13 protein-coding genes are annotated in these 13628 nt (G+C 43.2%); 2 read left to right on the top strand and 11 right to left on the bottom strand.

The window, feature by feature from the left end; all coding sequences use genetic code 11:
- The coding region (locus tag AC55NX_RS19570) for an aquaporin (protein ID WP_496997256.1) at window positions 1–244 on the top strand (244 nt) is incomplete at its 5' end.
- Between the two features lie 111 nt (window positions 245–355).
- On the opposite strand, the gene AC55NX_RS19565 is transcribed toward AC55NX_RS19570, so the two are convergent.
- From AC55NX_RS19565 to AC55NX_RS19540, 6 genes are all read right to left on the bottom strand, one after another.
- Window positions 356–853: a GNAT family N-acetyltransferase gene (locus tag AC55NX_RS19565; protein ID WP_496997255.1), complete on the bottom strand. Its 498-nt coding sequence runs from the start codon at window positions 851–853 to the stop codon at window positions 356–358.
- A gap of 180 nt (window positions 854–1033) precedes the next feature.
- On the bottom strand, window positions 1034–1333 hold the full coding sequence (locus tag AC55NX_RS19560; protein ID WP_496997254.1) for a hypothetical protein: 300 nt from the start codon (window positions 1331–1333) through the stop codon (window positions 1034–1036).
- A complete protein-coding gene (locus AC55NX_RS19555; RefSeq protein WP_496997253.1) occupies window positions 1317–2144 on the bottom strand; it encodes a TnsA endonuclease C-terminal domain-containing protein in 828 nt (275 codons plus the stop codon). Before AC55NX_RS19555 ends, AC55NX_RS19560 begins: the two co-directional genes overlap by 17 nt.
- A gap of 96 nt (window positions 2145–2240) precedes the next feature.
- Window positions 2241–2525: a hypothetical protein gene (locus AC55NX_RS19550; RefSeq protein WP_496997252.1), complete on the bottom strand. Its 285-nt coding sequence runs from the start codon at window positions 2523–2525 to the stop codon at window positions 2241–2243.
- Window positions 2526–2803: 278 nt separating this feature from the next.
- Window positions 2804–4636, bottom strand: coding sequence for a glutamine--fructose-6-phosphate transaminase (isomerizing) (gene glmS / locus AC55NX_RS19545; protein ID WP_059121672.1), 1833 nt, complete (start codon window positions 4634–4636; stop codon window positions 2804–2806).
- Window positions 4637–4719: 83 nt separating this feature from the next.
- A complete protein-coding gene (locus tag AC55NX_RS19540; protein WP_496997251.1) occupies window positions 4720–5490 on the bottom strand; it encodes a DeoR/GlpR family DNA-binding transcription regulator in 771 nt (256 codons plus the stop codon).
- Window positions 5491–5928: 438 nt separating this feature from the next.
- Here AC55NX_RS19540 and pykF point away from each other — a divergent pair, with 438 nt between their 5' ends.
- Window positions 5929–7341, top strand: coding sequence for a pyruvate kinase PykF (pykF, locus tag AC55NX_RS19535; protein ID WP_496997250.1), 1413 nt, complete (start codon window positions 5929–5931; stop codon window positions 7339–7341).
- A 416-nt stretch (window positions 7342–7757) separates the two neighbouring features.
- On the opposite strand, the gene AC55NX_RS19530 is transcribed toward pykF, so the two are convergent.
- The 5 genes from AC55NX_RS19530 to epd all read right to left on the bottom strand — a co-directional run bounded on the left by AC55NX_RS19530 (window position 7758) and on the right by epd (window position 13410).
- Window positions 7758–8447, bottom strand: a complete 690-nt coding sequence (locus AC55NX_RS19530; protein ID WP_496997257.1) for an oxidative stress defense protein — start codon at window positions 8445–8447, stop codon at window positions 7758–7760.
- A gap of 331 nt (window positions 8448–8778) precedes the next feature.
- Complete coding sequence (gene mscS, locus AC55NX_RS19525; protein ID WP_496997249.1) at window positions 8779–9654, bottom strand: small-conductance mechanosensitive channel MscS; 876 nt, start codon at window positions 9652–9654, stop codon at window positions 8779–8781.
- A gap of 158 nt (window positions 9655–9812) precedes the next feature.
- Window positions 9813–10889, bottom strand: coding sequence for a class II fructose-bisphosphate aldolase (fbaA, locus tag AC55NX_RS19520; RefSeq protein ID WP_496997248.1), 1077 nt, complete (start codon window positions 10887–10889; stop codon window positions 9813–9815).
- Between the two features lie 178 nt (window positions 10890–11067).
- Complete coding sequence (locus AC55NX_RS19515) at window positions 11068–12231, bottom strand: phosphoglycerate kinase (RefSeq protein WP_496997247.1); 1164 nt, start codon at window positions 12229–12231, stop codon at window positions 11068–11070.
- A gap of 153 nt (window positions 12232–12384) precedes the next feature.
- Entirely contained in the window at window positions 12385–13410 is a 1026-nt protein-coding gene (gene epd / locus AC55NX_RS19510; RefSeq protein ID WP_059121679.1) for an erythrose-4-phosphate dehydrogenase, read from the bottom strand.
- Window positions 13411–13628: the final 218 nt, after the last annotated feature.

Raw genomic sequence — 13628 nt, 5'->3', positions numbered from 1 at the left:
AAATGCTGCAATTATTAGCATCGCTGTTTTTCTGGATGCTTTCATTGGTGGCCCCCTAACGGGAGCCAGTATGAATCCAGCAAGAAGTTTTGGACCTGCGCTAGCTACAGGATATTGGGATACTCAATGGTTATATTGGTGTGCTCCACTCGTTGGTGGATTGGTGGCTATTGTTTGTAGTCGACTATTTATCTCAGAAAACGACACCACCTCGCTGGAATGTAATGATAGGCTATCTCAATAAAGCCTGTTATCTATTTACAATCTATTTGAGGAATAACTGAACTACTATAACAATAGTTATATAAATATTTAATAGCCTCTGATTTATTTATATCAGAGGCTATATTTAAAATTAATAATTCACTTTTTGACTTCGTCTTTCTAATATGATGACATCACGCCATTTGCCATGCATTTCACCCACTTTTTCGCGAAGCCCGACTTTCCTAAATCCTTGATTATAGTGTAATCGGAGACTTGCTAAATTTTCAGGAAATATACCGGATAGTAAAGTCCAGTAGCCTGCTTTTTCTGACTCGTTGATTACTGTGGACAAGAGTTGTTTCCCTGCCCCGAGTTGGTGATGTTGAGGGCTGATATAGATACTTATTTCAGCAACACCCCGATAAGCATGGCGGCTGGAATAAGGGGACAACGCAACCCAACCAATGACTTGGTCATCTATACAGGCTACATAACGACAAATATCTATATGGTCCTTGTCCCATTCATTCCACTCCGGTGCGAAGGTCTGAAATGTGGCATTGCCACTATTGATACCAGCTTGGTAAATCGTTTTGACAGCATCCCAATCCTTATTCTGCATCGATCTAATATTTATTCCAGACATTCTACTCTCCTATATAAATTCATTTCCATTTCATACAAGACTGATCTGTAAATATCATCATATGATATAAAGATCAATCTGAATAAATTAAAAAATCATACTAAAACGTATTTAAATATTTATAATTTTTCCGCCTTAAATCACTATATCAAAGGGGATAAATAATTTTTACTTCTGTGTTTATAACCCACTATGGGCTTTATTGCGTAATTCGATGGAACGAATCAATGCATGATTCTTGTCTCGTTTGACCTGAGCGACACTGCCTTCCTCAGGAACTTCCAATGTCAGATAAACATACGGAACTTCAACCCGGAGTAATGTTTCATCCTCAATCCCCTGATAAAGTATTTCCGTATCGACCAATACCGGAAAAGCTGATTTGTCGTCGATAGAAATCCAGACCAACTCATTTCCCAATAAGCTCAGAACCCGGAATCTTTCCTGTTCAAACTCAAGCACTTCATTGATTCGAAACATGCCGCGCTCCTATCAGGTGATTCATATTTTCAAGCTGGAGATCCTTGACGAGCAGCCGATGGAATTCCGTCGTCATATCGAAATGAAAACAGCGCTGGGCGAGAAGCTGCCTGATTTCATACAGAGACTGTCCTTCCGGCAGCCGGTAACTGACATCCAGATGCTTGCACAGATCGACAACGGTGCGGTTTGGGGACAATTCGAACTGCGCCGAATAATAAGCCGTTCTTTCCAGCAACAACTCATCGGTCAGCTCATCTCGTTGCGACGGATACAACCAACCTATGTTTCGAACCATCACCGGTGAAATATCTTTCTCAGTAACCAGAAACCACGGGATTTTCTTCAGCGCCCAGTAACGGCGTTCAATCTCTAGTTTTTCAACCACCCGAGGATCTTGCAACGCCTCGGCATATTTACCCTGAATGGCAAATTTAGGCTGTTCGGTATCGAGACTATTGACCAGAAAATCGGAAGACATATACAGATCAACACCGCTATTCGCCGGGTGTCTGATCCCGTTTTCTCCGGCGATTTGCCGAGTCTCCGAGCGTTCCAAAGGAAACTGTTCGCGGATATCGGTAATTTGAGGGTTCCATTCGAGCGTGAAGAAAATGGCGAGTTCCAGATCGGAAAAAAGGTGATGGATTCGTTGCGTCTTGTGACCGAAAACGCGATGAGAACGTCCTTCGGAAGGAACATCCCGAACCGTCAGCCAAGGCTGATAATCAACACCCCGGCCACTTCCCCGGCCTTCTTTAAGCCAGCGTCCATATCGGGTTTCCGACGCCGAATATTTATTTTTTGCCATAAAAAACCGCTATCCCATGCTGATAAAACAAGCATAAGGACAACGGATTGAGTATACAACTCTATTACCCTGCTACATTTGCATTAAACTTTGAAATTAATACTTAGACCAATTGTCAATAAGCCAATCAAACACATTTTTTTGACTTCTCGTTGTTCCAGGAAGATGATCATGGATCATTTTTTCGGCTTTTTGTCCAGATAAAGAGCTAGATAGTCCCTTTTCATCTAAAACCTTATTAACCATATACAAGACTTCATAGCCTTCCTTTCGACTAAATAAAGTACTATCCGGTACTCCTCTTACTTCTGGATCATCATTACCATAAACAGTCCAGCTATAATCATTATATTTCATGTCTGACTTATTGAAGTTAGCCATTTCTATTTCCTTATTGATACCAATCATTAATTTATGATTTAACTCTATTGGACGTTCAAGATGCTCAAAACACTCACACGCCAATAACCAACAAGTAGAATATCAAATTAATTTAACCTCGTATAAGAAGACGATTTAAAGATCAAACAAAAAGCTAATTTTTCGAAGATCAAAAATGGCGGTAACCACATCGATTACTGCCATTTCAGGATGATACTTTAATACTTAGTATGAGACTTTTTTACTCTCCTACAACAATATTTTAGGCACCTAATCCCTTACTCGACCGTCACCGCTTTCGCAAGATTTCTCGGCTGATCGACGTCGGTACCTTTGATTAACGCGACGTGATAAGACAGCAGCTGCATGGGGACGGTGTAGAATATCGGAGCCGTGATTTCGTGGACGTGCGGCATCTTGATGATTTTCATACCTTCACTGTCTTCAAAACCGGCTTTCTCATCAGCGAAAACATAGAGCAAGCCGCCACGAGCCCGGACTTCTTCTACGTTGGATTTCAGTTTTTCCAGTAGGTCATTGTTCGGTGCAATCACAACGACAGGCATATCTGCATCGATCAATGCCAGCGGGCCATGTTTTAGCTCTCCGGCCGCATAAGCTTCAGCATGAATGTAAGAAATTTCTTTGAGTTTCAATGCGGCTTCCATAGCGATCGGATAATACTCGCCACGACCTAAGAAAAGGGTGTGGTTCTTATCCGCAAAATCTTCCGCCAGTGCTTCAATTGCCTTATCAAAGGCTAAAGCACTTTCGATCTGAACGGGTAATTCATGGATCGCTTGCACGATGTCGGCTTCTTTTTCAGCATCGATATTGCCTTTCTGACGGCCTAAGCCGACCACCAACATCAGCATCGCGGCCAGCTGAGTGGTAAATGCTTTGGTGGATGCAACACCGATTTCTGTGCCGGCACGGGTCATAAATGCAAAATCGGATTCACGAACCAGAGAGGAACCGGACACATTACAAATCGTCATCGCGGCCATATAGCCTTTTTCTTTTGCGATGCGTAAGGCTGCCAGTGTATCCGCGGTTTCTCCAGACTGAGATAAGGTAATCAGCAAGCTGTTAGGGCGAACCACAAATTTACGGTATCTGAACTCGGAGGCGATTTCGACATCACAACTGACACCAGCCAATGACTCAAACCAGTATCGGGCTGCCATACCAGAGTTATACGATGTCCCGCACGCAATGATCTGAACGTGTTCGACTTTACTCAAAATCTCTTTCGCATGAGTGCCAATACTGTCGATAATCACCGAGTTGTGCGTTACCCGACCTTCCATTGTTTGTTTCAGTGCGTTCGGCTGTTCAAAAATTTCTTTTTGCATAAAGTGACGATATTGACCTTTATCGCCGGCATCATGTTCCGCATTCGATTCGATGATCTCACGTTCAACCTGATTGCCTTGTTCATCAAAAACGGTCACACTTCTGCGGGTAATCTCGGCGACATCCCCTTCTTCAAGGTACATAAAGCGACGCGTCACACTTAATAAAGCCAGTTGGTCCGAAGCCAGAAAGTTTTCACCGACCCCAAATCCAATCACAATCGGGCTACCTGAACGTGCCACAACCAAACGGCTGGGATCACGACTATCAAGCACAACCGTGCCATATGCCCCTTCGAGCTGCTTGGCGGTTTTCTGCAGGGCTTCAACCAGTGATTCACTTTGGCGCAATTCCCATTCAACTAAGTGGGCAATGACTTCTGTATCAGTCTGAGACTCAAAGACGTAGCCTCGGCTTTGGAGTAGTTCTCGCAGGACCTCATGGTTTTCAATAATCCCATTGTGTACAACAGCAATATCACCGGAAACATGAGGATGGGCATTGATTTCAGACGGTTCGCCATGCGTCGCCCAGCGAGTATGTGCAATACCCGTCCCCCCAATCACATTGGCATCACTGACGGCATCGGCCAGCGCCTGCACTTTGCCAAGGCGGCGAATCCGGGTGCAATGGTTTTGCTCATCAACAATTGCAACCCCTGCCGAATCATAACCCCGGTATTCCAGACGACGTAGCCCTTCGACCAATATTTCTGCAATATCACGCTGTGCCACAGCACCAACAATTCCACACATAATTCATAACTCCACTTAAATTTCAATATACTCTGTTCCGATAGCAAGGTATTTGATTCTGGCACCTTGTTCATCCGAACCATTTAATTCGCTTTACTTTGAATGACTCTCACCTGATTGGCTACGATCATTGCCATTTGCTCATCCGTAATATTGCTATCAGTCACCAGCACATCAATTTGATCCCAACCCAGTTCAAGGTTGGGAATTTTGCGACCAATCTTGTCTGATTCAGCCATCACCACCACTTCACGAGAAACTTCAGCCATCACACGACTGAGCCCTGTCAGCTCATTAAATGTGGTCGTTCCCCGTGACAAATCAATCCCGTCACATCCGATGAATAACTGATCAAAATCGTAAGAACGTAGCACCGACTCGGCAACCTGCCCCTGAAATGATTCAGAGTGCGGATCCCAAGTTCCTCCCGTCATTAATAATGTCGGTTCGTTTTCCAACTCATGCAGGGCATTGGCAATTTGAAGCGTGTTCGTCATCACAACTAAGCCACGCTTTTCATTTAATTGTGGGATCAATGCTGTGGTTGTACCTCCGCTATCGATGACGATACGGTGATGATCACGAATCAATTTTGCGGCTTCCCGAGCGAGAGATATCTTTTGAACCGAAACATTTTTATCAAATTCATCTGCGACAACTTCTTTCGGAAGAGAAATCGCACCGCCATAACGTCGGAGCAACAACCCATTTTTTTCTAAAGAGGATAAATCCTTGCGAATCGTGACTTCTGAAGTATGAAATCGCTCAGAAAGTAGTTCGACACTCACCTCTCCCATCTGATTGACGAGTTGAACGATTTCATGACGCCTGACTTGTGTGTTTCGTTTTAGCATAAATTAAAAAGCAATAAAGTTTCGATATGAAAGATATAATAATCAACTCGAAACATTTTTGTCTATTTATTTCGATAATAAAAATTAATCTTTCATGCTAAAACATTGTTCTAAGACAACTCTTAGACCGTGATATTCCATTCATTCAGTGTTAGAATTCTGCTCGGCAAAAGTAAGAAAATTACAAAATTGAATGTGAACTTACTGAAAAACCATCGTGTAACGGCTAAAACATAAGAGCCTTACGCGGTTTTCACGCAAAACAAGCGGCTATGTGTAGTTATAAAATAACCGTTTTGTTGAAAGAGTTTCAGCTTTAAAGTGTATTTGACAGAGAAAGCAATCCGGCACTTCAAGAGTAAAAGACAAGGGCCACTGACTACACTTTACGGCACTCATTATCTTTCAAATTGATACAATTATCGGAGCGTATTTTCCATGAAGAAGACCAAAATCGTTTGTACGATTGGCCCTAAAACTGAATCCGTAGAGAAGCTAACTGAACTTGTCAACGCAGGCATGAACGTCATGCGTCTCAACTTCTCTCACGGTGACTACGAAGAGCATGGAACTCGTATTGTGAACTTTCGTCAGGTGATGAAAAACCTTGGCAAGACATTGGCAATTTTGCTGGATACCAAAGGACCGGAAATCCGCACAACGAAGCTAGAAAATGGTGAAGATGTCGATCTCGTTGCAGGACAAACATTTACCTTTACGACAGATACAACCGTCATCGGTAACCAAGAACGAGTTGCTGTAACTTACTCAGGTTTTGCACAAGATTTAAGTATTGGTAATACCATTCTGGTCGATGATGGCCTGCTCGAAATGAAAGTGCTCGAAAAAACAGAAACTGAAGTGACTTGTCAGGTTCTCAACAATGGTGCTTTAGGCGAAAACAAAGGGGTTAACTTACCCGGCGTGTCAGTCAAATTGCCAGCCCTTTCAGACAAAGATAAGTCTGATTTGAAATTCGGTTGTGAGCAAGGCGTCGACTTCGTTGCTGCTTCATTTATCCGTAAAGCAGACGATGTCCGCGAAATCCGTGAATTCCTTGCAGCGCATGGCGGTCAGGATATTCAGATCATTTCTAAAATTGAAAACCAAGAAGGTGTTGATAATTTCGATGAAATTCTCGAACTTTCTGACGGTATCATGGTTGCACGTGGTGATCTGGGGGTTGAAATCCCGGCAGAAGAAGTCATCTTTGCTCAGAAAATGATGATCGAAAAATGTAACCGAGCCAGAAAAGTGGTCATTACTGCAACTCAAATGCTCGATTCTATGATTAAAAATCCACGTCCGACTCGCGCAGAAGCCGGTGACGTTGCAAACGCAATCATGGATGGAACTGATGCTGTAATGCTGTCCGGTGAAACGGCAAAAGGTAAATACCCGGTAGAAGCGGTACGTATGATGGCTCAAATCGCTGCTCGTACAGACAGCGCTCAAAAAGCTGAGCTTGGGTCACGACTCGACAGCCCTCGCCTGAGAATTACAGAAGCAGTATGTAAAGGTGCGGTTGATACAGCTGAAAAACTTGCTGCACCACTGATCGTTGTTGCAACTCAAGGCGGTAAATCAGCACGTTCTGTCAGAAAATATTTCCCGACGGCACACATCATCGCTTTAACCACCAACCAGAAAACTGCAGCACAATTAGTCTTGACGAAAGGTGTCACACCGATCGTTGTTGATTCAATTGACAGCACGGATGATTTCTATATCTCTGGTAAGAAATTGGCTCTGGAAACAGAACTGGGCCGTAAAGGTGATATCGTAGTGATGGTTTCTGGTGCATTAGTTGCTTCAGGAACAACCAACACTGCATCGGTTCATGTACTGTAATTGATTCTGTTTATGTTCCGCTCAAAAAAGCGGTAAACAAACGGGGCGCTGAAGCGCCCCGTTTTCTTTGACTTTCGTCGAACTTACCAACCGAAAAATTCTTTATTATGTGTATTCAACAGTAATACCATCGGTAAAAAATACAGTGCACTCAATTTTATGCCGAGGATCACTAAAGAACCAATTGTTAATCTCACCAGAAAATGATTCAACATACCACTTAGCCTCATTTGCCCAGTATTTTGATCTCCTTATAATTTTTCTTTTACTTCTCTTTAGATGGGTAAAATTGTTGTTCCGGTCAACGCTGGGACGATCATTCAATAAGGTTGGTAGTATACCAATTTTGAGATATTGCTCAATATTCAACCAATATTAAACTTTCGTCTAAGACCGACTGACGCAGACCAACCGGATTAGTTCAATCGATATAACACATCAACACTGTCGCTGATCACAATCGTCTTATCCTGATAATCCTGCAAACCTTCTTTCTGATTCATGGAAACAGCTCGCATCATCATCGGCTTAGCTTGCTGGGAGTGGTAATCAACTTGCCATACAGGGCCGAGTGTCCGTTTAAATCCTTTCGCAATCGAAAGGGCCTTTGTTGATGCATCTTGAATTGCTTTATCACGCGCCTGAGCCTGATATTTCTGATGATCTTTCACCTGAAGCGTAATGCGATCAATGCGGTTAATACCGGATTCCAACGCTGCATCTAAAAATTCATTCAGCTTATCCAACTGTTCAACAGACACGGTAACGCTGCGGCTTGCCCGATAGCCAACCAGCTCAGGTTTTCCTTCGTTAGGATAGTGGTACTGGGGAGCAAGCGATAAATTAGAACTGGAAATTTGTTCAGCTTTGGCACCCAACTCCTGCAATTGTTTTGAGAATTGGCGAACGACCGTATCGACAGTCTCCTTCGCCTGTTCGGCATTTAACGTCGATTGCTCAACCTGAACAGAAAAGACAGCACTGTCCGGCACCACAGTCACTTCACCAAATCCGGTTACAGATATATGTGGGAAGTTTACTTCCGCTGCATAACCGTGTAGACAAAACATCATTAAACTCAGAATCATCAACCGCATAATCTTCACTCCCACATAAACATATTAAGGGTTATCCCCAAATCGTAGAATTCATATGCTGAATCCTTATTTTTAAGTCACTTCGGTATTCAATCATAGGATAGTTTGATTGTAATTAGATCTGATTGTGACAAAAATAACAGAACGCTAACGACAGGCTTAAATAGCAACAAGCCATTCTAATTGTTGGATATATTGTATCTCTGTTACTTTGAATAAATCACACCAGCAGCCGCTTACTGCCGGAAAAAAGAGTAATGCTGAATACGTCACGTCGATACCACATTTCAGCCATAAAAAAGCGGTGTATGACGACACCGCTTTGCTCAGAAAAGTCTGATTAATCTACTTGATCCACTTTGTTTAAATGAACACTCATTTGTGGGAATGGAATTTCAATACCATTTGCGTCAAGCGCTTCTTTAATATTCATCATTAAATCGAAATAGACCGGCCAATAATCTGCGGTTTTAACCCAAGGACGAACAACAAAGTTTACAGATGAATCCGCCAAAGTATGAACACCGATGGTAATATCCGGCTCTTTCAAAATACGCTCATCGCGTTCAACCGTCTCACGGAGAATTCGTTTGGTCTTCTGTAAATCAGCGGAATAGGAAACCCCAATCATGAGGTCAATTCTCCGCGTCGCATGACGTGAATAGTTAGTGATCGCCCCACCGATAACAGAAGAGTTCGGCACGACAACCATTTTATTATCCGGTGTTTTCAAAATTGTTTGAAAGATTTGAATACTTTCAACAGAGCCGGCTACGCCAGCCACTTCGACATAGTCGCCGGATTTAAACGGGCGGAATGCAACAATCAAGATACCGGCAGCAAAGTTTGACAGAGAGCCTTGGAGCGCCAAACCGACAGCTAAACCTGCCGCACCAATCACCGCCACAACCGATGCAGTTTGTACCCCGATCCGTCCTAATGCAGCGATCAGAACGATGACAAATAATAAATAGCGCACCAAGCCATGAATAAATTCGATAACGGCCGAATCCATATCCTTTCTACGCAAGACCTTAGCAACACTACCAGCAACGATTTTGACGAAAATGTTACCAAAGAACAGAATCAGAATCGCTGCGATAATATTCACACCATACTGTAATAAGATATCCGAGTTATTTTCTAACCAGCCATTCACCTGAGATAAGCTCTCAGACAAAGGTATTGCGTCATTCATGAGTGATTCTCCAGCCATTTACTTTCCCTCTTTTTATCATATAAAACTGATTATTTTCTACTGCTACGATATCAACTATCAAACAAGTCATACCAACGCCACACTGATTATATCAGTTATAAAAAAACCCGCTCATCAGAACGGGTTTTCTAACAATAATTTGATATAGATTCAAATTATAGCACGTCAATCGCATTCAAATCTGCAAATGCTTTTTCAAGGCGTTTCACCATAGATGCCTGACCAGCACGCAGCCAAACACGTGGATCATAGTATTTCTTATTCGGTGCATCTTCACCGGTTGGGTTACCGATTTGACCTTGCAGATAATCGTGGTTGTCCGCTTCATACTGACGGATACCATCCCATGTCGCCCACTGAGTATCAGTATCGATGTTCATCTTGATTACACCGTAGCTGATTGATTCTTGGATTTCGGCTTCGCTAGAACCAGAACCACCATGGAATACAAAGTTCAGAGAGTTTTCTGGCAGACCGAATTTCTCGGAAACATGCGCCTGAGAATCACGCAGAATTGTTGGTGTAAGTACAACGTTACCTGGTTTGTAAACACCGTGGACGTTACCGAAAGAAGCCGCGATTGTGAAACGATGGCTGACTGCATTCAGTTTCTCGTATGCATAAGCAACATCTTCAGGAGAAGTGTACAGCTCAGAAGAGTCCATATCTGAGTTATCAACGCCATCTTCTTCACCACCGGTACAACCCAATTCGATTTCAAGCGTCATGTCCATTTTTGCCATGCGCGCTAAATACTTCTCACAAATCTCGATGTTTTCTTCCAGAGTTTCTTCTGACAGATCAATCATGTGAGAAGAGAACAGTGGCTTACCAGTTTCAGCAAAGAATTTTTCACCGGCATCAAGCAGACCGTCGATCCATGGCAGTAGTTTCTTCGCAGCATGGTCAGTATGCAGAATGACAGGAACGCCATAAGCTTCAGCAACAGTATGGACATATTTCGCACCAGCAATCGCCCCCAGAATCTGCGTTTGCTGACCTTCAAGTTTCAGACCTTTACCGGCAAAGAAGCCTGCGCCACCGTTAGAGAACTGAACAATAACAGGAGACTTAACTTTTGCAGCAGCTTCAAGTACCGCATTCACAGAATCAGTACCAACACAGTTGACTGCTGGTAGTGCGAATTTATTTTCTTTCGCTACTTGAAAGACTTTCTGAACATCATCGCCAGAAATGACTCCTGGTTTTACAAAATCGAAGACCTTAGACATGGATTTGATCCTATTTTCTGTCGTTTAAAATAAAACAATTCAATAAACTTTTTACAAACGTATGCTGTAAATGTTTACCTGTAATGGCAATTATTCTAGCAAATAACCATCGCTCTTGCACAATCGCCGTCGGAGGCAAACAGAAAGCGGGAGTCTTGTACTCTCCCGCTTCATATCATTACGCTTTTGCACGTGCTTCCAGCATTTCCACAGCTGGTAGTGTCTTTCCTTCAACAAATTCAAGGAATGCACCACCACCGGTAGAGATATATGATACATCAGCTTTAATGCCGAATTTATCGATTGCAGCAAGCGTATCACCACCACCTGCAACAGAGAACCCTTCTGAATCAGCGATCGCTTGAGAGATACCTCGAGTACCCGCTTCAAAGTTCTTGAATTCGAATACACCAACAGGACCATTCCAAAGAATTGTTTTTGCTTCTTGCAGAATTTTTGCCAGTGCTGCTGTTGAGTCAGGCCCTAAGTCGAAAATCATATCATCATCTTGAACTTCAGAAACATCTTTGATTTCTGCTTCTGCATTTTCGTCAAATGCTTTGGCACAAGCGACATCGGTTGCAACCGGAATTGCACACTCTTCCATTAATTTTTTCGCAGTATCAACAAGGTCTGCTTCATAAAGTGACTTACCAACGTTATGGCCAGCGGCTGCAATAAAGGTATTCGCAATACCGCCGCCAACAACCAATTGGTCAGCTATTTTTGACAAAGACTCAAGTACTGTCAGTTTGGTAGAAACTTTTGAACCACCAACAATCGCAACCATCGGACGAGCTGGGTTGTCCATTGCTTTACCCAAAGCATCCAGTTCATTTGCCAGCAAAGGACCGGCACACGCAATCGGTGCGTGCATGCCCACACCATGAGTCGATGCCTGCGCACGGTGAGCCGTACCAAAAGCATCCATCACAAATACATCACACAACGCGGCATACTGTTTAGACAAGGCTTCATCATTCTTTTTCTCGCCTTTGTTAAAGCGAACGTTCTCAAGCACAACTAGCTCACCGGCATTGAGTGCTAAGCCACTCAGATAATCTTTGGCTAATTTCACTTCACAATCCAGTGCATCTTGTAAGTAGTTTACAACCGGTTGAAGTGAGAATTCCTCTGCATATTCACCTTCAGTCGGACGACCGAGGTGAGATGTCACCATGACTTTTGCGCCAGCCGCAAGACAGTGTTTAATCGTTGGCAATGATGCCAAGATCCGTGCATCTGATGTTACTTTGCCATCTTTTACCGGCACATTCAGATCGGCACGAATAAATACGCGTTTACCTGCTAAATCCAGGTCAGTCATCTTGATTACAGACATGGTTGTCCCCTCAAATTGCAATATTGGAAAATATTTTGACAGTCCCGCAACCCTGCCGAACCATCGTTTATCTTGATATTGTATTCACCCGTAGAAGACCATCTTATTTATTTCGCTCTAAAAAATAAATACATCTTCGTTCTCAATAAACTTCTACTGTAGTGAATCCATTGCCAAAGCCGTATCCAACATACGGTTTGCAAAGCCCCATTCGTTATCACACCAGACCAGCATTTTTACCAGACGTCCGTTACTAACTCTTGTTTGTGACCCATCAACGATGGCGCTATGCGCATCATGATTAAAATCGGTCGAAACAAGCGGAGCTTCAGTATAGTCAACAATGCCCCGTAATGTACACTGAGAAGCATCAATTATGGTTTGATTTACGTCATTAACTTTAACATTTGTATTAATTGTGACACTTAAGTCCATCGCAGTAACGTTGACCGTCGGCACCCGCACGGAAATCGCCTCAAACTTATTTAAAAACTTGGGAAAAATTCGTTCGATCCCTTTATGTAACTTGGTGTCTACCGGGATAATCGACTGACTGGCCGCCCGGGTTCTACGCAGATCATGATGATAAGCATCAATTACCGGTTGGTCGTTCATCGCGGAATGAATAGTGGTGATAGTGCCGGAATCAATGCCAAAGTTGTCATCCAACACCTTAATAATCGGCACAATACAGTTGGTCGTGCACGAGCCGTTAGAAACAATGCGATGCTCGGCCTTCAATGAATCGTGGTTAACCCCGTAGATAATGGTGTTATCTAAGTTATGACCACCGGGGTGTGAAAAAAGGACCTGCCGTGCCCCGGCTTCCAAATGGGCGAGACCATCATCCCGACTGCCGAATACACCGGTACAATCGAGCACAATATCGATGTCCAGATCACACCAAGGCAGGAGTTTTGGTTCAGACAAATGAAGAATCCGGATCGCATCAGAGCGGCCATCATCATGGTTGATATATAAATGTTCTTGATCATAGCGAATCTTTTTGAAAAATCGACCATGGCTCGAGTCATACTGGAGGAGATGCGCCATTGCATCAGGTTGAGCCAGTTCATTGACGGCCACCACTTCAATTTGCTGATTTTTGCCACTTTCATAGACAGCCCGCAAAATATTCCGGCCAATCCGGCCAAAACCATTGATGGCGATTCTTAGCATTTTTCTCTCACCTTTTATGCTTATTCTTCATTTCAATTAGAGCGATGATAGTAACGGATAGTATAAAAAATAACATGGGTTATCTCTTTCTGTAGCAGCATGATGCCAAATACAGACAGACTTGCTGACCACAAGCACCATGACAGACCAATCATCCAACGAAAAAATGCCGGACCAATAGTCCGGCATTCAATAGATGATCAGTCACCGCGTTAATC

Source organism: Vibrio rubrogenes (genome assembly GCF_059641415.1).
The sequence above is the reverse complement of the archived record's forward strand: the minus strand, read 5'-3'. Positions and strand labels throughout refer to the sequence as shown.

What these genes read in the sequence shown, in the direction of transcription:
- AC55NX_RS19565 (WP_496997255.1), bottom strand. Translation starts at nt 853, where the DNA reads ATGTCTGGAATAAATATTAGATCGATGCAGAATAAGGATTGGGATGCT.
- AC55NX_RS19560 (WP_496997254.1), bottom strand. Translation starts at nt 1,333, where the DNA reads ATGTTTCGAATCAATGAAGTGCTTGAGTTTGAACAGGAAAGATTCCGG.
- AC55NX_RS19555 (WP_496997253.1), bottom strand. Translation starts at nt 2,144, where the DNA reads ATGGCAAAAAATAAATATTCGGCGTCGGAAACCCGATATGGACGCTGG.
- AC55NX_RS19550 (WP_496997252.1), bottom strand. Translation starts at nt 2,525, where the DNA reads ATGGCTAACTTCAATAAGTCAGACATGAAATATAATGATTATAGCTGG.
- glmS (WP_059121672.1), bottom strand. Translation starts at nt 4,636, where the DNA reads ATGTGTGGAATTGTTGGTGCTGTGGCACAGCGTGATATTGCAGAAATA.
- AC55NX_RS19540 (WP_496997251.1), bottom strand. Translation starts at nt 5,490, where the DNA reads ATGCTAAAACGAAACACACAAGTCAGGCGTCATGAAATCGTTCAACTC.
- pykF (WP_496997250.1), top strand. Translation starts at nt 5,929, where the DNA reads ATGAAGAAGACCAAAATCGTTTGTACGATTGGCCCTAAAACTGAATCC.
- mscS (WP_496997249.1), bottom strand. Translation starts at nt 9,654, where the DNA reads ATGGCTGGAGAATCACTCATGAATGACGCAATACCTTTGTCTGAGAGC.
- fbaA (WP_496997248.1), bottom strand. Translation starts at nt 10,889, where the DNA reads ATGTCTAAGGTCTTCGATTTTGTAAAACCAGGAGTCATTTCTGGCGAT.
- AC55NX_RS19515 (WP_496997247.1), bottom strand. Translation starts at nt 12,231, where the DNA reads ATGTCTGTAATCAAGATGACTGACCTGGATTTAGCAGGTAAACGCGTA.
- epd (WP_059121679.1), bottom strand. Translation starts at nt 13,410, where the DNA reads ATGCTAAGAATCGCCATCAATGGTTTTGGCCGGATTGGCCGGAATATT.